Annotated in this window: 18 protein-coding genes; 14 read left to right on the top strand and 4 right to left on the bottom strand. The window is 58.0% G+C overall.

What is annotated here, in order from left to right:
• Window positions 1-3: 3 nt before the first annotated feature.
• The 9 genes from PD282_RS03695 to PD282_RS03735 all read left to right on the top strand — a co-directional run bounded on the left by PD282_RS03695 (window position 4) and on the right by PD282_RS03735 (window position 11,266).
• Window positions 4-882, top strand: coding sequence for a carbohydrate ABC transporter permease (locus PD282_RS03695; RefSeq protein WP_274649034.1), 879 nt, complete (start codon window positions 4-6; stop codon window positions 880-882).
• 25 nt (window positions 883-907) lie between these two features.
• Window positions 908-3,220: a response regulator transcription factor gene (locus PD282_RS03700; protein ID WP_274649035.1), complete on the top strand. Its 2,313-nt coding sequence runs from the start codon at window positions 908-910 to the stop codon at window positions 3,218-3,220.
• 160 nt (window positions 3,221-3,380) lie between these two features.
• Window positions 3,381-4,937, top strand: coding sequence for an extracellular solute-binding protein (locus PD282_RS03705; RefSeq protein ID WP_274649036.1), 1,557 nt, complete (start codon window positions 3,381-3,383; stop codon window positions 4,935-4,937).
• A 25-nt stretch (window positions 4,938-4,962) separates the two neighbouring features.
• A complete protein-coding gene (locus tag PD282_RS03710) occupies window positions 4,963-5,721 on the top strand; it encodes a hypothetical protein (protein ID WP_274649037.1) in 759 nt (252 codons plus the stop codon).
• 48 nt (window positions 5,722-5,769) lie between these two features.
• Entirely contained in the window at window positions 5,770-6,699 is a 930-nt protein-coding gene (locus PD282_RS03715; RefSeq protein WP_274649038.1) for a hypothetical protein, read from the top strand.
• A complete protein-coding gene (locus PD282_RS03720) occupies window positions 6,699-7,568 on the top strand; it encodes a DUF6282 family protein (protein ID WP_274649039.1) in 870 nt (289 codons plus the stop codon). Before PD282_RS03715 ends, PD282_RS03720 begins: the two co-directional genes overlap by 1 nt.
• Window positions 7,569-7,590: 22 nt before the next feature.
• Window positions 7,591-8,994 carry an alpha-amylase family protein gene (locus PD282_RS03725; protein WP_274649040.1) on the top strand — a complete coding sequence of 468 codons (1,404 nt, stop codon included), beginning with the start codon at window positions 7,591-7,593 and terminating at the stop codon, window positions 8,992-8,994.
• A gap of 588 nt (window positions 8,995-9,582) precedes the next feature.
• Complete coding sequence (locus tag PD282_RS03730) at window positions 9,583-10,353, top strand: hypothetical protein (RefSeq protein ID WP_274649041.1); 771 nt, start codon at window positions 9,583-9,585, stop codon at window positions 10,351-10,353.
• 172 nt (window positions 10,354-10,525) lie between these two features.
• Complete coding sequence (locus tag PD282_RS03735; protein ID WP_274649042.1) at window positions 10,526-11,266, top strand: Fic family protein; 741 nt, start codon at window positions 10,526-10,528, stop codon at window positions 11,264-11,266.
• Between the two features lie 61 nt (window positions 11,267-11,327).
• Here the strand turns inward: PD282_RS03735 and PD282_RS03740 are convergent, their stop codons facing one another.
• Complete coding sequence (locus PD282_RS03740) at window positions 11,328-12,308, bottom strand: glycoside hydrolase family 43 protein (RefSeq protein WP_274649043.1); 981 nt, start codon at window positions 12,306-12,308, stop codon at window positions 11,328-11,330.
• Between the two features lie 304 nt (window positions 12,309-12,612).
• Between PD282_RS03740 and PD282_RS03745 the strand changes: the two genes are divergently transcribed.
• On the top strand, window positions 12,613-13,830 hold the full coding sequence (locus tag PD282_RS03745; protein WP_274649044.1) for an MFS transporter: 1,218 nt from the start codon (window positions 12,613-12,615) through the stop codon (window positions 13,828-13,830).
• 284 nt (window positions 13,831-14,114) lie between these two features.
• Window positions 14,115-15,506, top strand: coding sequence for an MATE family efflux transporter (locus PD282_RS03750; RefSeq protein WP_274649045.1), 1,392 nt, complete (start codon window positions 14,115-14,117; stop codon window positions 15,504-15,506).
• A 17-nt stretch (window positions 15,507-15,523) separates the two neighbouring features.
• On the opposite strand, the gene PD282_RS03755 is transcribed toward PD282_RS03750, so the two are convergent.
• Entirely contained in the window at window positions 15,524-16,495 is a 972-nt protein-coding gene (locus tag PD282_RS03755; protein ID WP_274649046.1) for a glycoside hydrolase 5 family protein, read from the bottom strand.
• Window positions 16,496-16,640: 145 nt separating this feature from the next.
• Window positions 16,641-17,228 carry a TetR family transcriptional regulator gene (locus tag PD282_RS03760; RefSeq protein ID WP_274649047.1) on the bottom strand — a complete coding sequence of 196 codons (588 nt, stop codon included), beginning with the start codon at window positions 17,226-17,228 and terminating at the stop codon, window positions 16,641-16,643.
• A 228-nt stretch (window positions 17,229-17,456) separates the two neighbouring features.
• On the opposite strand from PD282_RS03760, the gene PD282_RS03765 reads away from it, so the two are divergent.
• The 3 genes from PD282_RS03765 (at window position 17,457) to PD282_RS03775 (ending at window position 19,702) form a co-directional block, all read left to right on the top strand.
• Window positions 17,457-18,335, top strand: a complete 879-nt coding sequence (locus PD282_RS03765) for an NmrA family NAD(P)-binding protein (RefSeq protein ID WP_274649048.1) — start codon at window positions 17,457-17,459, stop codon at window positions 18,333-18,335.
• Window positions 18,336-18,695: 360 nt separating this feature from the next.
• On the top strand, window positions 18,696-19,007 hold the full coding sequence (locus PD282_RS03770; RefSeq protein WP_274649049.1) for a DUF1806 family protein: 312 nt from the start codon (window positions 18,696-18,698) through the stop codon (window positions 19,005-19,007).
• A complete protein-coding gene (locus tag PD282_RS03775; RefSeq protein WP_274649050.1) occupies window positions 19,004-19,702 on the top strand; it encodes a PIG-L family deacetylase in 699 nt (232 codons plus the stop codon). The genes PD282_RS03770 and PD282_RS03775 overlap by 4 nt, the downstream gene beginning before the upstream one ends.
• Before the next feature lie 84 nt (window positions 19,703-19,786).
• Here PD282_RS03775 and PD282_RS03780 read toward each other — a convergent pair whose 3' ends face one another.
• Complete coding sequence (locus tag PD282_RS03780) at window positions 19,787-20,953, bottom strand: acyl-CoA dehydrogenase family protein (protein WP_274649051.1); 1,167 nt, start codon at window positions 20,951-20,953, stop codon at window positions 19,787-19,789.
• Window positions 20,954-20,970: the final 17 nt, after the last annotated feature.

Genomic DNA, 20,970 nt, shown 5'->3' on the forward strand with positions numbered 1-20,970 from the left:
CCGATGGTGCAGGACAAACGCTGGGGAAGCCGGCTGTTCGACGGCATCAATGCGGCGCTGCTGCTGCTTGTGTCCACCGTCGCGGTCATTCCGTTCCTTTACATCATCGCGGCGTCCTTCACGGCGAGAGAGGAGCTGCTGCAGAAGACATTCGTGCTGTTCCCGACCAAGTTTTCGCTCGAAGGGTACCGGTATATTTTCAGCAACGATCTGATCGTCCGAAGCATCGGGGTCTCAATCTATATTACGGTGCTCGGAACGCTGCTCAATCTGCTGTTCACGTCGACGATGGCCTATGCGCTGGCGCGGCGCGACCTCGACGGGCGGAAGCCGATCATGCTGCTCATTTTGTTCACGATGCTGTTCAGCGGGGGGATGATTCCGACGTATCTGGTCATCCGCGATATGGGGATGCTGAACTCGCTGTGGTCGCTTATGATTCCGGTACTGATCAGTCCGTTCAACCTCATCGTGCTTAGAAGCTTCTTCCAGAGCCTTCCCGGCGAGCTGGAGGAAGCGGCGAAAATAGACGGTTGCAAGGATTTGGGCATCTTATTTAAAATTGTATTGCCTTTGTCGATGCCCGCCATGGCGACGTTCGCGCTGTTCTATTCGGTTACGCACTGGAACAGCTATTTTCAGGCCGTCCTGTATATTAACGACTCCAAGCTGTGGCCCGTTCAGGTTTGGCTGAGACAGATCGTCATCGTCGCGGAAGGCGGCTTCGGGGATGCCCAGTACAACGACACGAACACCGCACCGCCCGCCCAAATCGTCAAAATGGCCGTGATTGTCGCCAGTACGCTTCCCATTCTTGTCGTCTATCCGTTCTTGCAAAAGCATTTCGCTAAAGGCGCGCTGCTGGGTTCCGTGAAAGGGTAAAACTTAAGGAACGGAGGAATCGGATGTGAAGAGAAGACCGTATTTTCTGAAGCTGCTGGCCTTCAGTCTACTGCTTGCGATGATCCCGGTGGCCATCCAGGGCGTGCTCTCCTATCATAAAGCCTCGTCGGCCATTCAGGATAAGGTGCTCGAGAGCAATCGGCTGCTGCTGCAGCAGTCGCTGAACCATACGGAGCAGATTTTGAAATCGATCGAGACCACGATGCTGAATTACGTCAATTCCACCGAAATGCTCAATGCGATGAATTCACCGATCGTGCCGGCGCAGTTTCCGCTGTTTACGAGACTCAACAACGCCGTTTCGTCGATGAGCTTCTATGAATACGGCGTGCGGCGGGTCTACCTCATTAATTTCGCCAAAGACTGGGTTATCGACGGCGAAGGAACCTATCATCTCGGCCAAATCGACGACCGGAGCAAATACGATAAGCTGCTGAGCCGGTTGTCTTCGCCTTCGGCGTGGGTGCCGAACGAGGGTTATATCCCAAGCACCGATGCGAACCGCAGCGGGAAGGACGACAACAGCCTGCTGCTGGTGCAGAAAATTCCGCAGTACTCCACCCATCCGACCGGCCTCGCGATCGTCGTCTTTCCGGAGTCGGCGCTAAGCGGCATGATCGCGGGCAGCGAGAAGCTCGGGACGTTCCTTATCACAGACAGGAAAAACCGCGTCATCGCCCGGTCCGACGCCGGTCATCTGGCCGGGACGTCGCTTGGTGACGCCGTGCTGCGGGATATTCGGATGCAGCAAACAGAAAGCGGTTTCAAAACGCTAAAGGAAAGCGGTGAGCAGGTAGGCGTCACCTTCATCCGCTCATCCTACAACGACTGGACGTACCTGTCGATCTCGCCGTTCAGGCAGATTACGAAGGACTCGCGGGCGATCGGCTCGATCGTGCTCGTCATCTGTCTCGTCATGCTGCTGTTCATCGTCATTCTCGCGCTGCTCGGCTCCCGCAAAATGTACCGGCCGATCGCGCAAATTTACGAGTTTGCCGCCGAATCGGGCCTGGGCGGGCGCGGGGACGAGCTGGAGCTGATCCGCCGGCAATTCTTAAGCATGCGCAATTCGCAGTTCGAGCTGAAGGATCAGCTGAACATCCAGCTGGCGCAGCTGAAGGATTTTTTCCTGCAGCGGCTGCTGCGGGGCGAGCTGGGCACGGAGGAGGCGCGCGAGAAATGCCTGTCCTTCCAGATTCCCGAAGACTGGCGGATGCTCACCGTATTCACGACGCGCATCGATTCGCTGGCGAATACCCGCTTTCAGGAGAAGGACAGCGATCTGCTCATGTTTGCGCTGAACAATATCGTGCGGGAGCTGATCGCGCCGAAAACGCGATTTCCATCGGTGCTGCTCAACACCTCCCAGGCGGCGGTTATCGGACACGCGCACGAGGACGAGGAGGAAATCCGCCGGACGATGTATGCCATGTGCGAGGATATCCAGGCGACGCTCCGGCAGTATTTGGGCGTCCAGGTCAGCATCGGCATCAGCAAGCCGTACCGCCGTCTGGTCGATACGTCCCGGGCGTACGAGGAAGCGCAGGAGGCGCTCGGCTACCGGATCAAGTACGGGGACGAATCCATTCTCTACTTGAAGGATGTCCAGCCTGACGAGGAGGACAACATGCTGCCGGCGTTCCCAAGGCACGTGGAAACGGAGCTGATCGCCGCCCTCAATATCGGCGACAAGGAGGCGGCCGAGGCGCAGTTCAACCAGTTTCTCGACTGGCTGCTGGCCCAGCCGGTCAGTTACCGGGAGCAGCAGGTGTACCTGGCCCGGATTTTGCTTGATCTGCTGAAGATTGTGCAGGACATGCGGATCAGCGCGAAGCATCTGCTCGAGGGCGAAAGCTCGATTTTCACCCGGCTGTTTAGCCTGCGGAATTCGGAGGAGCTGCGAAAATGGTTCCTGAACGAGGTGATCGACGACATTTTGGAGCTGCTGAAGAATCGCCGGGAGATCAAATACGTGAAGGTCGCCGAGGAGCTCGCCGCAATGGTCCGCGCCGAGTATGACACCAGTCTCAGCCTGGAGCTGTGCGCGGACCGGCTGGGCGTCCATCCGAGCTACCTGAAGCGCGTGCTGAGGAAGGAGCTCGACACCAATTTCAGTGACTACCTGTCCATGTACCGGCTGCAGAAGGCCCGCGAGCTGCTGCTGGAAACCGATCTTCGAATCGCGGACATCGCGGAACGGCTGCAGTATAACAATTCGCAGAACTTCATCCGTTACTTCCGGCGGATGGAGGGCGTGACCCCGGGCGAATATCGAAAAAAAAGAAATCCGGCGATGATTAGCGGCTATACCGGGTAATTCGCCGCAATGAGCATTCCGCGGTCCGCACGGATTATCGCGCGCAGCCGCCGGGCGATGGACTCAAGTGATTATAGACGGTATTCGCCGGGGCTGCCTAGAATGGGGATGCCGACCGGGATGGCCGGCCAATTTCCGAGAAGGAACAGGGGGGTTTACTATGGTGAAGCAGCAAGTCGGCAGGAAGTGGACGGCAAGAAAAGGGTTGGCTGCGCTCGCGGCCGTGCTGATTTCCGCGATGCTGGCAGCCTGCGCGAAGGGCGGGGGCGGCGAAAGCACCGGCAGCGGCGGCACCAGTCCGGGAGCAAGCTCGGAGGCGGCGAAGAAGCCTTTTGTCATGACGATGGTCGATCAGTTCAGCCAGAACCAGCCGCCGGCGGAGGACGATCCGTTCGTGCAGAAAATCAGGGATTTTACCGGCACCGATTTGAAGATGACATGGATTCCGGGCGGCAATGTCAACGAGAAAATCAACGCCATCATCGCCTCTGGCGACATGCCCAAAGCGCTGATCGTCTTCGAGAACAAGTCGACGACGCTGATGAACGCCGTCCGTTCGGGCGTCTTCTGGGAAATCGGGCCGTACATCGACGAGTTCCCGAATTTGAAAAAGTATTTGGACCCGCAGGTGCTGGACGGCGTCAAAATCGACGGCAAGCTGTACAGCCTGCCCCGCTCGCGCCCTCTGATCGGCGACGGCGTCATTTTGCGCCAGGACTGGCTGGATAATCTCGGCCTGAAGCAGCCGACCACGATCGACGAGCTGTATAACGTGATCAAGGCGTTCACGCTGGACGATCCGGACAAGGACGGCAAGAACGATACGATCGGCCTGGTCGACGAGAGCACGCTGCGCGGCTTCGGCTTCGTGCAGGCGCTGTTCGACGCGCCGAACGGCTGGGAGCTGAAGGACGGCAAGCTGTCCCCGGCACAGTTCAATCCGGGCTACCTGGAAGCGTTGAAGTTTTACCGCAAGCTTTATCAGGAAGGACTGATGAACAAGGAGTTTTCGCTGCAGAGCCGCTCGCAGGCGCACGACCTCCTGAACAAGGGACAGGGCGGCCTCTTGATCGGCGACCCGGACATGATCGTCGGCCTGAATGCCGACAAAGTGGATCCGAAGGCGAAGTACACGACGTTCGTCAAAATGAAAAGCAAGGACGGCACGGAGCGCGTGCTGATGTCGAACGGCTATACGGGCAACTTCTTCTTCCCGAAATCGGCCATCAAGGACGAGGCGGAGCTGAAGCAGGTGCTGGGCTTCTTCGACAAGCTGTCGGCGCCGGAGATGCAGACGCTGTTCACCTGGGGCATCGAAGGAACGCATTACACGCTGAAGGACGGCAAAGCGACCGTCAGCCCCGAGCAGGCGGCGAATAACGCGGTCGTCAACAACCGGCGCAACGAGCTGGCCGTCGTCGACAGCTTGCAGGCGTCGATTCCGGGCGAGCGCAATCCGATCGATCAGCTGTGGATCTCGGCCAAGCAGGAGATGAACGACAAGGTCGTGACGAATCCGGCCGCCAACCTGATCTCCAAGACGCAGGCGGAACGCGGCACGGAGCTGGATCAGATTTTGCAGGACGCCCGCGTGAAGTTTATTATCGGCGAAATCGACGAGGCGGGCTGGGATGCCGAGATGAAGAAATGGCGCAGCTCCGGCGGCGACCAGGTCATCGAGGAAACGAACGAGCTGTACCAGAAGATGCCGAAATAAGAGCTCGGCGAAGGAGGAATGCAACGTGATCAACGGTTCGATAGTCCGGCTGGAGGCGCTGAGCGACTGTCTGCTGCTGCTGGAGACCGACAATTCGATCGGCTCCGCATTCAAGGAGGCGGCGCGGCGGGAGCGGCATTTTGCGTTGATGGCCGGCGCCTCGGGCGCCCGGGGCGAGACGGAACGCGAGCTGCTGCGCCGCTGCAGGGAGGCGGCGCGCTCCGGCGCGGAGGACGAGCGGCTGCAGGCGAAGCTGGCGCTGGCGCTGGGCCTGGCGGCTTGGGGCGGCATCGGCGACCCGGCCGAGGCGCTTGGCGACAAGCGGGTATACGGCGACGCGCTGCTGTACCGGCTCCACTATATCAAAGGGGACGCCCCCGGCCCGGAGGCCGCTTCCGTCCGCGCGCTGCTGAAGGCTATGCGCCAGCGCAACACGATCGAGCTGCATACGTTCGTCGCCAATACGGCGATCGTCGACGAATGGATCGAGCTGATGAGCCGCTGGGAGAGCAGCGCCGATCCGGAGCTGGACGCTTTCGCGGCGGTTGTGGCCGATCCGGAGCTGGAGCGGCTGGCCGAGCCGCCGGCCGGCGGGCCCTTCTACGCGCGTGGCGACGCGCTGCTCGCGCTGATCGAGCGGCTGCGCCGAGGAGAAGCGGCCGCTGCCGGCGAACTCGAAGCCGCGCTGGCGGCCGAGCCGGCGAGCCTGTACGCGCGGAGCGTCCGGAACGGGTACCGGCGGCTGCAGGAGGCACAGACGTTTTTTGCGGAGAAAACGGGGTAACCACGCGGACCGGCTTCGTTAATAAGTCATCCGGAAGGAGCGAGACGATTGTCCGAAAATATTACGCATTTTTCCTCCATGGAAGATTGCTTTCATTTCATGGCGGTATCGCCCGACATTTGTTCGACGTTCAAGGAAGCGGGCCGCAAGTACACGAATTTGGCCCGGCTGGCGAGCGTCACCCGCTACGGCGACAAATTCACCGCCCCCCTGATGGGGGAGCTGCGGGACGCTTATCGCGAAGGACGCTTCGACGAGGCGCAGCAGCGCAAGCTCGTCTACGTGCTCGGTTGGCTGTGCCACCGGGCGGCGGACCGCTGCATGAAGCCGGTGTTCAGCTCGTTCGACAGCTCTACGCTGCGCCACGCCGAAGCGATCGATTACTCGCCGTCGGAGTGCAGCGTCTACAACGACGCGTTCATCTACAAGCGTTATTACGCGAATGAGCGGGATGGCCTTTACCCGGCAGCCGTGTTCGAGGAGGGGATGGAGAGCATCCCCGGGCACGAGCGCTTCGACGTGGCGGGTACGCGCGAGCTGAACCGCATGCTGATGCAAAATTCGCTGCTGCCGATGCACCGCCCGGAGGAGACCGCCGGCGACCTCGACGCCTGGTTCGAACGGATCGAGCAGCGGCGGCAGCGGTTTACGCTGGAGGTTGAGCGGTACGCGGACGCGATCTTCCGCCCCGTGCGGGATAAGGTCGACCGCTACCTCGTCCGCGCCGAATTCTACGACGAATCGGAGCCGGCGACCAAGCTCGCCGTCCGCCTTCGCTCGGAGCTCCCGGACGTTACGGAAGCGGAGGTCCGTGAAGCGATGGCGGCCGAGCCGCGCAGCAGCTATGCGCATATTTTGCATACGGGCTATCGCTATCTGACGTCGGCGAGCGAATTTTTCACCGGCAGCATGAGCGTGGAGGAGCTGAAGGACCGCTTCGACATCGGCAAGCTCGGCCGCGACGGCCAGCCTGCGTGATGCCGGCCGGGTTTCGTCGACGTCCCGATCTTCGGGGCGCCATCGACCTGCACGTCCATTCGGGACCGGACGTGCGGGCACGCGCCCATGACGACGTGCAGCTGGCGGCGCAGGCTGCGGAGCTTGGCGCGGGGGCCGTCGTCATCAAGTCGCACGTCGTGCCGACGATGGACCGGGCGTGCCTCGCCGGTCTGCAGGTGCCCGGCGTGCGCCTGTTCGGCAGCATCACGCTCAATCCGCCGGTCGGCGGGCTTAATCCGCATGCGGTGGAAACCGCGCTGCGGCTCGGCGCCAGCACGGTCTGGCTGCCGACGGTCTATTCGGCCGCGCACCTGCGGCTTGAGGGTAAGAGCGGCGGCGTGGAGGTAACCGCCGGCGGGCGGATCGTTCCGCCGCTCCGGGACGTGCTGAAGCTGGTTGCCGAGCGCGACGCCATTCTCGGCACCGGTCACTTGTCGCCGGAGGATATTTTCGCCGTTGTGGACGCGGCCCGGTCGCTTGGCGTAAACAAGATCGTCGTCACGCATCCCGAATCGTACGCGGTCGGCATGTCGCTGGCGGACCAGCGAAAAATCGCGGAAAGCTACGGCGTGTTGTTCGAGCGCGTCTGCGCCCAGCCCGACCGAAGAGGCGGATACGTGTCCAACCTGGGCGTCAATCTGCGGGCGATCCGGGAGCTCGGCTGCGAATCGACCGTGCTCGCGACCGACGGCGGCCAGCCGGAGCTGCCGAGCTGGACGGAGATGATGACGGAGACGGCGCGTTACATGGCCGAACACGGTCTGACACAGGAGGAGATTAATGGAATGATGAAGCGGACGCCCGCCCGGCTGCTCGGTCTGCCGGCGGACGCAAGCGAAGAAACCTGACGCAAGAAGGAGGCGGCACGAATTGTCCAATCGTTTTATCGGGATCCAGCTTGGTCCCGCCAGCGTGTACGACGAGGGGGCGGACCACTGCCTCGACCTGATTCAGGAGCACGGCGGCGTGAACGCCGTCATCGTGGCGACGCACAGCTATTACGGGGCGCACGGCCGGTCGGCGAAGGCGCTCGCGCCGGATCACGGCGTGCCGGTGCGCGACGAGCGCGAGCGGAATGTGACGAAGGTTTGGATCAACCACCACGAGCGGTATTTTGGCGGCACTTATCTGCGCCACAGGCGGGATCCGCAAACGGAGGAATATGCCGACCGCGACGTGCTGGCGGATTTGCTGGAGCCGACGCGCAGGCGGGGGATGAAGCTGCTGGCGCGCATTCTCGAGCCTCACCAGCGCAGGTCCGTCGATTTTATCGACAACTGGCCGAAGGTAATGGCCATCGACGTCTACGGCCGGATTTATCCGAATACGTGCTTCAATCACCCGCAGTACGTCAACTTCTGGCTGTCGACGGTAGAGGACATGTTCAAGAGCTACCCGATCGACGGCCTCCAGTACGGGTCCGAACGGTCCGGTCCGCTCTCCCGCGTGCTGCTGCACGGCGAGGTGCCGAGCTGCTTCTGCGAGCACTGCTGCGCTCGGGCGCGCGCCAAAGGAATCGACCCGGAGAGAGCCAGGGAAGGGTACCTGCAGCTGTACGAGTACGTCACCGGCCTAAAATCGAACACGGTGAACCCGGTCGACGGCGCGTTCGTCACGCTTGTGCGGATTTTGCTCAAATATCCCGAGGTGCTGGCCTGGGAATACGACGCCTACACCTCCCGGGAGGAGCTGACGCAGAAGCTGTACGGACTGGTCAAGGCGATTCGCCCGGACGCGCAGTTCGGCGTCCATATCGACCACCAGCAGAGCACCTACGACCTGTTCCAGCTCGCCGAGCTCGAATACGCGGAACTGGCCCGCTACTGCGATTTTATTAAGCCGATCGCGTATCACGATATCGCCGCCCCGCGCGTACGCCGGTGGCTGCTCGACAGCGTGCACGGCTCTTTTCTGCGCGAGCTGCCGCTGGAGCACCTGCTCTCGGGCTTTTACGATATCATGGGCCTGGACAAGAACAAGGAGCCGAAGCTGGACGAAATGGACACCAATGGCTTCACGGAGGACTACGTCTACCGGCTGACGAAGCGGATCGTCACGGACGTCGGCGGCAAGGTGCCGGTCTACCCGGGCATCGGGTTCGACGTGCTGTGGAACGCGGACCATTTTCCCGCCAATCCGGACACGATCTACAAGGCGGTACACCGGGCCTTCGAGGCCGGAGCCGGCGGGATCGTCCTTTCCCGCGAGTACGCGGAGATGCGCCTCCCCAATCTGAAGGCGGCCGGACGCGCGGTCCGGGACCTCGGGCTGTAGGCTAAGGCGGAACCATCGGATTGGCGCGATTCGCTGCAATGAATCATCGGAGGGCGGACCAAGCTTGTGTTGGGTACGTCTCCGGTTTTATGCGGACCATATCCAGGGATAGTCTTTGTACCGGGTACAGGACGTCGACGTGGGTCAAGATAGGAGTTCGGACCGGAGCCGTGTTTTAAGTGAAGTAAATAAACGAATATATTTGGGACAGAACAAGCTTTATCAGCGGCTGGCACCGGTATTCAACCGATGCCAGTTTTTTCTTTAGCCGATGGAGGGAAACGTACATTAGCCGACAGGCAGGCGTATATGCGACCTTGTATGCTTTATTCATGCACCGGAAGCAATTTGTCGCGCCGGATTGGGGACTTTTGTGCTAAAATCAGTTAGCTGCAGGGACGGCTGGATCTATTAAATGGATGGCTATGAAGCCGGGGATGTCCCGGATTTGAAAGAAGCCCGTTTGTAGTGGGGATCGATTTGGAGGGTTGGAAAGATTGCCCGGAATCTCATTGTCCTGGTTATATTTTGAATTGGTTCGAAGTAGACCGGTTACCTAGCCCAAACTCAGTTGGAGGACGATTATCGATGCATAACAAGTTTTCCGTTAAAAAAATCAATCAACTGAGAAGGAAAGCGGAGAGAATCTGTGAGCCGGTTAACGATATGCTGCTGGAGGAGCAAAAATGGACCTTCATAAATTTTGAACCGGTGAATTTGCTGAAACTGTTTTCTTCATTAAAACTGAAGGAAGGTTTCGTTCTTAAAGCATACCTTTATCGGACAAATGGAAATGGTAACGGGAGAATTTTCGCTTACCCTGCTGTAGCAGCACATCACCTGGATCATTATTCTGCCGAAAATAACTTTTTCTATAAAAAACCGGAGCTTGCACTCGAGAATCTTATGGATGCTATCGACGGCGACGGTTCTCCATGGTCCTATCTCAGCGCCTCTCTATTTGCGCGCGAAGCAGCGGAATTTGGCGCTTTATGGCACGGGGTAAACTGGGGGAATCATCGCATAATTGAGAAGGATCCAACTGGAACCGATGAAGCACTCATGGTGCCGGCGCCGGATGCGGAATGGCAGTGGCTTCAGGCCAGACCGAAATCCTGGCTGCCACTTGTTATTCAAAAACCGGGTAAGGTTACGGTCAAGTTTTATTCTCATAGCGAATATATTACGGAGTCCATTTATGAACATACAGTTATTTACCAGCCCTTCAATTATACTGCTGTCGAGTCCATTAAGAAACGATTGCGAAGGGGCAGACCGGTTTTATCCATTAAGATGACCCTTACGATAAATAAACAACAACCGTTCGAATCCCGGTGTCCCGACTATTCCGAAGCTTAAGACGGGGAAGTTGCATTTAATTTCATGTCATCGGAGGAAGTAAGGGAACTGCTTGAAACCAAATACTCAGAGCGCTAGAGCCATTTTGACGAGTCGGCATAGTTTAGTCCCCGTCTAAATCGGTTTTCAATGTGATAGAATTGAATAATAGGCTGGGATTAGGGGGGCGGCTATGCATTTCGAGCAGATCGACAAGCTGAAAAACGAACTGGATTTGCTTCGGCCGCTGCCGGCAGCTGCCGTCCGGAATTTAAATGAAATCTATCGCGTGGAGTGGACGTACAATTCCAATGCGATAGAAGGAAATACGCTCACATTGCTGGAAACGAAGCTGGTCCTGGAAGATGGGCTTACCATCGGCGGTAAAAAGCTAAGGGAGCATTTCGAAGTCATCAACCATGCCGAAGCGATTTTGTATGTTCAAGATATTGTCGACCGCAAGATCGAGTTGTCTGAGTATGTGGTAAAATCCATCCACCAGTTGGTGCTTCGAAATATTGATGACGAGAATGCAGGGCGCTATCGGACCGTAAATGTTGGTATATCCGGGTCGAGCCATACACCACCGCATTTTACGGTTGTTCAGGAACAAATGGAAAATTTGATCGATTGGTATCTGGAGAAAAAAGATCGGCTGCATCCTGTTGAACTTGCCGCGCGGCTTCACTTTCAGTTTGTTTATATTCACCCTTTTGCGGATGGAAATGGACGGACGGCGCGGCTGATCCTGAATCTGATCCTGATGAGCCGCGGTTTTCCGCCGGCAATCGTCAAAGCGGAGGATGAGGCGCGATTGCATTATTACGAAACGCTTGAAGAGGCCATCGCCATAGGCCGATTGGAGCCGTTCTTTCAACTGATTGCGGAATGCGTGGAAGACAGCCTCAAGCGGTATATCGGAGCGGTGAAATAGCATCCTTAAAGCATAGCAAAGAGGCAGGCTCGCCCGAACGAACCTGCCTCTTTCCTTATGCTCATTTGTACGGATCGATCGTTTGAATCGTGCCGTCCTCGTTATACTTCAGCTCGGTGTATTTGACGGAGCGCTTGTGGTTGACGCCGCCGGACAGGGAGCTGTCGTGGTAGAACAGGTACCATTTGTCTTCGAACTGGACGATGGAATGGTGGGTCGTCCAGCCGATGACGGGCGTAAGGATGGTGCCTTTGAATTCATACGGCCCCATCGGATTTTTGCTCATCGCGTACACGAGGCAGTGGGTGGTGCCGGTCGAATAGGACAGGTAGTAGTAGCCGTTGTACTTGTGCACCCACGGGCCTTCAAAATATCTCCGGTCCTCGTCGCCGGCCGTGATCGGGCTGCCGTTCTCGTCGACGATCGAAATTTCCTGCGGCGCGCTTTTGAACGTCAGCATGTCGTCGTTCAGCTCGGCCACCTGCGGGCCGAGGGCGGGCTCATTGCCGGAAGGTCCGGCCGCGTCAGGCTGGTACGTTCCCGTCTGCCATTTCTCCAGTTGACCGCCCCAGAGGCCGCCAAAATAAACATAAGCCCGGTTGTCGTCGTCCACCAGAACGGCGGGGTCGATGCTGAAGCTTCCCGGGATGTAGCTGTCCTGCGGCTTGAACGGACCGGCAGGCGACGGGCTCGTGGCGACGCCGATCCGGAAAATATCGTCCTTGTCTTTGGCCGGGAAGTACAAATAATAGGTGTTGTTCTTGAACGCTGCGTCCGGCGCCCACAGCTGCTGCTTCGCCCACGGAATATCTCTCAGGTGGAGCGCCTCGCCGTGATCGACGCACGGCGACTGGAAATTGTCCAGTGACAGCACATGATAGTCTTCCATCGCGTACTGGTCGCCGTTGTCGTTCGAAGGCCCGTCGTGGTCGAGGTCGTGAGAAGGGTAAATATAAATTTTGCCTTCAAATACGTGCGCGGACGGGTCGGCGGTATAAATATGCGTCACTAGCGGCTCTTTAGGTTTTACGGGATTGTTCATTTCAAGCTCTCCTCCGTGATCAAATGAAAGCGTATGTATTTATGTGATACTAGTATACCAGATTCGCGGCGAATTGTGAGCAGGGATCCGGATGTCATTTTTTGCAGCTTGCGCGCGCCCGATATTTCCTTTCCCTGTCGAACACATGCAAGCCGAGAATGACGCCGGGACCAATCGATAAATAGCTGTCAAAAAACGGCAGAAAGCTTCCTTTTTCTCGCAGATCGGACTATTCTATATATTAATAGATTTGATAGGCGAACGGACAGGTTCTCTGTCGAAAATGGAAAGGTCGTGACTGATTTTGGAGCAAACGAACCCGCCGATGCTGCGGCAGCCGTCTTTCGCAAAAGCATGGGCAGCACGTATTTTGTCCACGACCTCGTTTCAAATGCTTTCCGTCGCGATCGGATGGCACATGTACGCGATAACGGACGATGCCTTCAGCCTGGGGCTTGTCGGACTCGCCCAGTTCCTGCCGATGGTGCTGCTGACGCTGCTGGTCGGACATGCCGCCGACCGGTTCGACCGCCGGAAAATCGTCTTCCTGTGCCAGCTGTTCGAAGGCGCTGTCGCGGTGTTTCTGGCCGCCGGCAACCATGCCGGATGGCTCGGGCGCGACCAGATTTTGCTGGCGGCGGCCGTGATCGGCGCCTGCCGCGCGTTCGAGACGCCGACGCTCGCAGCGCTCGTGCCGGAGCTGGTGCCGAAGGAAATGATCCCGCAGGCGTCGGCCTGGTCCGCGTCGGCCGGCCAGACGGCATCCATCCTCGGACCGTCCCTCGGCGGCCTGCTGTTCTCGTTCGGACCGGAGCTCGTGTATTTGACGTCGGCGGCGGCGCTGCTGTTCGCCGGGATCCTGATCTTTTCCATCCGCATGGTGCGGGGCGCCCGCAGTTCGGAGCAGCAGGTGATTCGTTCGATTTTCTCGGGGCTCGAGTTCGTGTTCCGCCGGAAAGTAATCCTGGGCACGATCTCGCTCGATCTGTTCGCTGTGCTGCTGGGCGGCGCGACGGCGCTGCTGCCGATCTTTGCAAAAGATATTTTGCATACGGGGCCGTGGGGTCTCGGTCTGCTGCGGACGGCGCCGGCGGTAGGGGCGCTCCTGATGTCGCTCGTGCTGGCGAAATATCAGCTCCGGTACAGGCTTGGACCGATCCTATTCGGTGCCCTGGGCGTCTTCGGCTTGGCGACCATCGTTTTCGCCTTGTCGAAAAGCATGGTGCTGTCGCTTGTGGCGCTGTTCCTCACCGGCGCATCGGACGTAATCAGCGTTGTCATCCGGTCGACGCTCGTGCAGATGAACACGCCCAACGAGATGCGCGGGCGGGTGAGCGCCGTCAATTCGCTGTTCGTCGGCACGTCGAACCAGCTCGGCGAGTTCGAATCCGGCATGGTGGCCGGTTTGCTCGGGGCCGTCCCCGCCGCCTTCATCGGCGGCCTCGGAACGATAGCCGTCGCCGGCTTGTGGATGTACTTGTTCCCGGCGCTCCGGCGTCTGCGCTCCTTCTCGGACGGGTGACGCCGGCGCGGACGGGGGGCCGGCAGGCTGTCGACGCGCAGAACGAAAGACGCGATATCCTCCGTTGACAGACTTCCGGCCCGGTGTTAGTATCAATCAGGGATAAGCGACGATTGAACATCCATTTTGTGTAATTGACATGCAACCCGGCTCGTCTCTCACGCGTTTGCGTTCGCGATTGGAACGGCCGGTCTCATACGTTGGGTAAACAAAGCTCTTCTTTGCGAAGAGTTTTTTCAATAGCAAGCAAGGTTTCACGAATCCGCCAAAAAGAATGTGATGACGTGCTTCAGCTCAATTTCAGAACCCGAAAGCAGGCCTTCCTCGACAAATATTTGACGGGGGAATCGATCGATTATCGGCAAATCGTGTCTCTTTTCGTGCCGATTCTCGTCGATCAGGCGTTCATTATCGGTCTGAACATGCTCAATACCGCCATGATCAGCTCGTCGGGCGTGGCGGCGGTCAGCGCAGTCAATATGGTCGATTCGCTGAATATTTTTTTGATCAGCGTCTTTATTGCCGTATCCACAGGGGGAACGGTCGTCGTCGCGCAGTACAAGGGCAGCGGCAACGACCTGATGGTCTCCAGAGCGGCTGCCAGCGCCGTCACCTCGGTGTCGCTGCTGGCGCTTCTGCTGTGTGTCTTTATCGGCATATTTCACAATTTGACGCTGACCGCGCTGTTCGGTTCGGCTTCGGCGGACGTGTTCAGCAATGCCAAAACGTATTTGGTCGGAAGCAGCCTCTCCTACATGGGGATCGCGCTGACGGAAGCGGTGTGCGGGGCGCTGAGAGGGATCGGGAGAACGCGGGCGTCGCTGGCGCTGTCCATGATCATGAATTTCTCGTACGTGCTGCTTAACGTGCTGTTCATTAACCTCCTGCACATGGGGGTCGTCGGCATGGCGCTCTCCGTCAATATCGCCCGTTACGGAGCGGCCGTCTGCGCGCTGTTTTACTTGATGAAGATGGATACGAACCTGCACGTGCAGCTGCAGGACCTGCTGAAATTGAACGTTGCCATGATCAAACGCATTCTGCTCGTCGGGATTCCGTTTGCGGCGGAGCAGCTGTTCTTCAACGGCGGCAAAATGCTGACGCAGGTGTTTATCGTCAGTCTTGGCACGTACGCGATTGCGACCAACGCCATCTGCGGCTCGATCGCCGGCGTGCTGCAAATCCCGGCCAATGCGCTGGCGCTGACGACGGTGACGGTGGTCGGACAGTGCATGGGGCGGCGAAACGTTGAGGATGCGCGGAAATTTACGAAAACGTTTCTCGGGCTGTCGGCCTGCGCCTGCCTGCTGATGGGGATGATCGTCGTGCCCCTGTTCCATCCGATTGTCAGCCTGTTTCACCCGCCGGAAGCGATCGTGCCCGACATTTTCAAGATTGTGATTCTGACCTCGATCCTGCAAATCCCGTTCTGGTCGTTCAGCTTCCTGATGCCTTCGGCGCTTCGGGCGGCGGGCGATTCGAAATTCACGTCGATCGTCTCCATGCTGTCGATGTGGCTGTTCCGGATCGTGCTCGGGTATATCCTGGGCATCGTGCTGCACTTCGGCATCGTCGGCGTCTGGCTGGCGATGAACTGCGAGTGGGGCGTGCGCGGCGCGATTTTTCTGCGGCGCTTCTACGGGAAGAAGTGGTACCGGCACCGCGTCATCGATTAAAGAAGAAGGAGCCCGGCTTAATCGCCGAGCTCCTTTATTAGTTGTTTGAACGTAAAATACGCCGGCTTCGGCGTGTAGTCGTCCCGCATGATGCCGAATTGGTGGAAAGGATCCTCTTTGGAGCTGTCCGCATCCCGGAGATCGAACAGAACGTAATGGGTGATGTTCAGCTCCTCGCGCAGCCCGTGAACGGTGCGGATCACCGTCTCCAGCACCTCCGCCTGACGCTCGCAGGTCCGCACGCGGTTGTCGAACGGATTGATGCCCGTCGGCCAGCCGTTCTCGGCCACCCGGATCGGCACGGAAGCGGGCAGCCCTGCGGCGGCCAGATGCTTCTCCCGCAGCTCGCGCAGCGTGCGCTCGACCGACGCTGGAATTTCGGACGGTTCAAGCGCAGCCTCGAACACATCCGGATAGAAATTATGCCCTACAAAATCGACCGCCTCCGCAAACGGTTTGCCTCCGGTCCGCGCCAGGCTTTCCCAGAAGCCGGGAACCGCCGCCGGACCGTCCGGCACCGAACCGAAGCCGACGGGCAGCCGCAGTCCGAGCTTCAGCGCCTCCTGCTTGGCCGTTTTTACGCCCTCGACCAGGGCCAGGGCGATATTCGGCTTCGAGCCTTCCATAAACGACAGGTTCGGTTCGTTCGTGATCTGCAGCGACGCGAGCCGGGAACCGTAACGGCCGACGATGGTGCGGACAAAACGAAGCCAGCCGTCCATATCGAGCTCGGACGGGTGCAGGTTTCCGATCGCCCAATTGCCCAGCAGGCCGTTTGCGGCATATCGCTCCGCGGCGGCCAACGTACGGGCTTCCATCTCGGTTCCCATATCGACCACATACATGCGCGGATGCAGCGTCTTGTTCCCGCGCAGCTCCTGAAGCGCCGCCCGGATTTTGCCGTAATCGTCCTCCGGTCCGAGGGCGAGTCCCGTCGGCGAGCCGGCCGGGCTGAGCGGATAGATCCCGAATGTGAATGGGGTTGTCATGCCATCCCTCCTTATGGTGCAGCCTGCATTTTTGCGATAAAGTAAATAAAATTGTACTAAATTAATGGCAGTCTATTAAATAAATTTAGATTAATAGAGGATATCCGTTCACTTTTACCTCAAAATAATAAATGTTTATTTACTTTTAGTCAAGTACTGGTGCCAATCCCGCCGCCACAACCACCAGCACGTCTCGCACCATCGCTTCGGCCGTGCGCAGTTGAGGACCCCGACTCCACTGTATAGCTGTTCCCAGTATGCCCCAACTAATGACGAGGGCCGTGGTTTCCACCATCTCTTGCGAAACGGAAGCTTTCGACTCTTTGCTGAGCCAAGCGACCAGGAGCTGATAAAGCTCTTTTTGCATCGCGATTTCAAACAGCGGTTCAAACTGACTGTTCTCCGGAGTCCGAATCATGTACTGTCTGGTAAGGGCAAGAAAATCAAAAACCGTTAGAATGAGGATTCGCAAGCTGCTCATATTCGATATTGAAGAATTAGGCAGCGCCTCCTCCAATTTCCGTTGGAATTTTTCTCTCATCCAACATTCAAGGAAAGCATATTTATCTTCGAAATGTGCATAAAATGTGGCTCGGTTTACAGTGGCTCGATCGGTAATGTCCTGCACGGAGATAGAGTAAATGTTCTTCTTTTGTTCAAGCAGCTCCATAAAGGACTGCAATAACAACTGACGCGTGCGTTTCACACGGGGATCGTTTTGATTGACCGGCATTTTCAACGTCACTCCTCAAATCAGGGATTCCCAAGCAAACAACAAAGACACGTAGATGTTGTCTACACAACGATTACGATCATTTGCTGATTGCTCAAAACGCCCAAACCGCTTATCATTCATTCTACCGTATAGTTTACGCGAAAATGCTGTTTAAACAACACTGTGTATTTTGTGTCGGTCAACGATTGCCAGCCTTTTAAGCTGCAAGAAAGGATGAATGGTTTCATGATGGTCATTACCGCTCCTACTGGCCAGATCGGCCGCCAAGTCCTCGACATGGTGCTGGATCGTGCAGAGTCAATCCGTGTGATCGCACGCGATCCCTCCCGTTTGTCCACACGTGTGCGCGATCGCGTCGAAGTTATACAGGGGTCGCATGACGATATCGATGTTGTCATCAAGGCGTTCGCAGGCGCTGACACCGTATTTTGGCTGGTACCCCCTAAACCCCATGCGAAGAGCATCCAAGACCATATTCTGGGCTTTGTTAAGCCGCTGTGCGAAGCTATCCATACCCATGGCATTAAGCGCGTGGTCGGTATCTCGAGCCTGGGCCGCGCGACAGCCAAAAACGCCGGACAGATCTCCGCAATATTCGCCATGGACGATCTGATCGAGAGCACGGGCGTGAGCTACCGCTCATTGTGCATGCCGGGGTTTATGGAAAATATGCTCATGCAAGTCGAGTCGATCAAACGTCAAGGCGTGTTCTTCCATCCGATGTCCGGGGATCGCAAGGTCCCGCACTGCGCAACCCGCGACATCGCCGCCGTTGCCGCGAATCTGCTGATCGATCCCTCCTGGAGCGGACAACAGAACATACCGGTATGCGGCCCCGAGGAGCTGTCCTTCAACGACATGGCTCAGATCATGTCCGAGGTGCTGGGGAGGGCGATTCGCTTTCAGCAGGTCTCTGGTGAGGACTACAAGGCCGCATTGATGCAGCACGGGATGTCCGATGCGTGGGCGCAGGGGTTGATCAACATGGCGGCTGCGGTCGACAAAGGGATCTACAACGACGTACCGCGCAACCCCGAGTTCAGCACGCCGACACGTTTTCGACAATGGTGCGAGGAAATACTCAAGCCGGCCGTTCTGGCCTGAGCCTCACCGCCCAGAGCATGCATTCTGCAATGAATGCGAACGGCTTATCAGCAAAGGATACTTAACGATTCAATCGGAGCCTCTCGTATTTTTGATCGAACGCAATAAAGGAAACGAAACATAATAGCGGATCCCAAAAAAGATCGGGGTCATTGGTATTTGGTATCGTATCAAAGCGGTATGTTGATGCAAGATCCGGCGGGTGGAAGAAATCCAATTTCACCGCAATCCGAATACCCGAAATTTATTGCCGCCGGACCGGGCGATAAACAAAATCTTTCGGATTTTTCGGAAGCGACGGGACGAATTTATGATACGATTAGGTCGCAATCAAATTTTATGGAAAAGGGAACCGGTGCAATGAACAAAATCGACAGGTCTCAAGTGGAGGCCGAGCTGAAGAAATTCGTCGGGGCGGACGTATATATTCACAGCGAGGCGACCTCGTTCGTATTCGTCCGTAATTTCAAGGTCAACGTGACGCATGCATTTATTGCCGGAGACGGCCCTTACCGGGCTGCGTTCCGATTTGACGGCCACGGCTGGCTGCGCATGGAAGCGCTGACGCACGCCGAAGTCGATGGTAACGGCCGTCTGCTGCTCGCCGGCTTCGACGACAGAGGCCGGATGAACGTTGCCCTGCATGTAGGAAAGGAGCCGTTTCCGGAATGAACAAGAACAAGAAGCTGCTCGCCGTCTTCGCGCATCCCGACGACGAGTCCTTTATTTGCGGCGGGACGCTGGCCAAATACGCCGCCGAAGGCGCGGACATTACGCTGGTCAGCGCCACGCGGGGCGAAATGGGGCGCCGCATGGGCAACCCGCCTTACTTAAACCGGGAAACGATCCCGGCCGCCCGCGAAAGCGAACTGCAGGAAGCCTGCAAATGTCTCGGTATCCGCCGCCTGATCTTTTTCGATATCCGTGACAAGACGGTCGAGTTTCAGGATGAAGAGAGCCTGATCGGACGGATCGAAGCGCTTATTCACGAGATTGATCCGGACGTCGTGCTGACGTTCCATGAGAAGCTCGGCGGGCATCCGGATCACTGCGCAATCGGTAAAGCGGCGACGGCTGCGTTCCGGCGCGCGGGCCGCGGGTCGCTCTATTTTATTTCGTTCGGCGATTCGATGGAATATCCGGAACGATACGGGTATACCCGCAAAGATATTTTCAAGATCGATATCCAGGCCCACTTAAAGTCCAAACTCGCCTCGTTCCGGGCTCACCGCTGCCAGACCGAAATCGACGAGTCGATTTGGCGGCCTGACAAGGAAGCGTTGTCGCGCTTCGGGCGGTATGAATATTTCATTCAAGGCAGTCCCGCTGTGAAGGGGCAGCCGCACGATAACCTGTTCCCGGCCTAGACGGCGCTGCCTGCGGGGAATGATCGACAGAGGCGGAAGCCGGCATTCGTGAATGCCGGCTTCCGCCTCTGTTTTCGTGCCGGATCACTCCGAGCGGAGCTGCTCTCCCAATGCGGAGGCGGCCAGCGTATGAATAACCGCGTTGTCCATCGGCGGATTGTGCAGCCCGGCGCGCACGTCGCGGTAATAGCGCTCCAGGGGCAGCTTGCGCGACAAGCCGGTGCCGCCGACGATTCGCATGGCCAGGTCGACGATCCGGATCGCGTTGTTGGTCACGGTGTATTTGGCGAGGCCAAGCTCCGCCTTCATCGTCGTACGGCTCTCCGGCTCCCGGTCCCAGCGGTCGGCGGCCATATACAAGTACGAGCGCGCGGTTCTCAGCAGCACCTCCATCTCGCCGATCGAAGACTGGACGGTCGGGAGGGAGGCGATCGGCTCGCTCAAGCTGTTGGGCCGATAGATGCGGGCAAAATCAAGGGCGAAGTCCCGCGCGGCGATGGCGATGCCCATATAACACGCCGGGATGTGCAGCATCCAGCCGCTGCCGTCGTCCGCGCCTTTCCCGGTCAAGCGATTGTGAGCGGCGGTGAATGCGCCGTCCAGCACGACGTCGTGGCTGCCGGTCGCGCGCATGCCGATCGTGTCCCAGGTCTCGACGATGCTGACCCGGTCGGAGCGATGGACGAGAAAATCCCCGGTCGTCTCTTCGCCCGGGATATAAGCCGATACGACGAAACGGTCGAGAATCGGCGACAGCGTGCTGAACGTTTTGCGTCCGGTAATCCGCCATCCGCCGTCGGCGGGCACCGCCGTCGTTTCCGGCCGGCCGCCGCGGCTCGGGCTGCCGGACGCGGCCTCGCTGGCGAACGTGTTGATCATCGCCCCGTCCTCGACGACCGACCGGCACAAATCGGCAAATACCGCCTCCGGCCATTTGCGGGTTGTACGAAGGTGGAGGACCTGTCCGATATGCCAGCCGACGGCCAGCGCCGTCGAACCGTCTCCGTACGCAATTCGCTCCTGCAGCAGCACCATTTCGTACAGCGAGATTTCGTCCCCGCCGTATTCGCGGGGGACCGTTGCCTTCAAGTAACCGGCCTCGCGCAAATCGGCAAAATTTTCAAACGGGAAAGACCCTTCGCGGTCGTGTTTTGCGGCCCTCTCCGCGAATCGTTCGGCCAACTCCCCGATTTTATCGGCCCATTGTCTTTGTTCTTCCGTGCGAATATAGTGATCGATCAGACGTTGCATGCTTCTCCACTCCTTTC

Source organism: Paenibacillus humicola (genome assembly GCF_028826105.1).
Lineage (GTDB): Bacteria > Bacillota > Bacilli > Paenibacillales > Paenibacillaceae > Paenibacillus_Z > Paenibacillus_Z humicola.

Excerpts from the sequence above, each read along its gene's own strand:
- PD282_RS03695 (WP_274649034.1), top strand. The coding sequence starts at position 4 with ATGGTGCAGGACAAACGCTGGGGAAGCCGGCTGTTCGACGGCATCAAT.
- PD282_RS03705 (WP_274649036.1), top strand. The coding sequence starts at position 3,381 with ATGGTGAAGCAGCAAGTCGGCAGGAAGTGGACGGCAAGAAAAGGGTTG.
- PD282_RS03720 (WP_274649039.1), top strand. The coding sequence starts at position 6,699 with ATGCCGGCCGGGTTTCGTCGACGTCCCGATCTTCGGGGCGCCATCGAC.
- PD282_RS03730 (WP_274649041.1), top strand. The coding sequence starts at position 9,583 with ATGCATAACAAGTTTTCCGTTAAAAAAATCAATCAACTGAGAAGGAAA.
- PD282_RS03735 (WP_274649042.1), top strand. The coding sequence starts at position 10,526 with ATGCATTTCGAGCAGATCGACAAGCTGAAAAACGAACTGGATTTGCTT.
- PD282_RS03740 (WP_274649043.1), bottom strand. The coding sequence starts at position 12,308 with ATGAACAATCCCGTAAAACCTAAAGAGCCGCTAGTGACGCATATTTAT.
- PD282_RS03755 (WP_274649046.1), bottom strand. The coding sequence starts at position 16,495 with ATGACAACCCCATTCACATTCGGGATCTATCCGCTCAGCCCGGCCGGC.
- PD282_RS03760 (WP_274649047.1), bottom strand. The coding sequence starts at position 17,228 with ATGCCGGTCAATCAAAACGATCCCCGTGTGAAACGCACGCGTCAGTTG.
- PD282_RS03765 (WP_274649048.1), top strand. The coding sequence starts at position 17,457 with ATGATGGTCATTACCGCTCCTACTGGCCAGATCGGCCGCCAAGTCCTC.
- PD282_RS03770 (WP_274649049.1), top strand. The coding sequence starts at position 18,696 with ATGAACAAAATCGACAGGTCTCAAGTGGAGGCCGAGCTGAAGAAATTC.
- PD282_RS03775 (WP_274649050.1), top strand. The coding sequence starts at position 19,004 with ATGAACAAGAACAAGAAGCTGCTCGCCGTCTTCGCGCATCCCGACGAC.
- PD282_RS03780 (WP_274649051.1), bottom strand. The coding sequence starts at position 20,953 with ATGCAACGTCTGATCGATCACTATATTCGCACGGAAGAACAAAGACAA.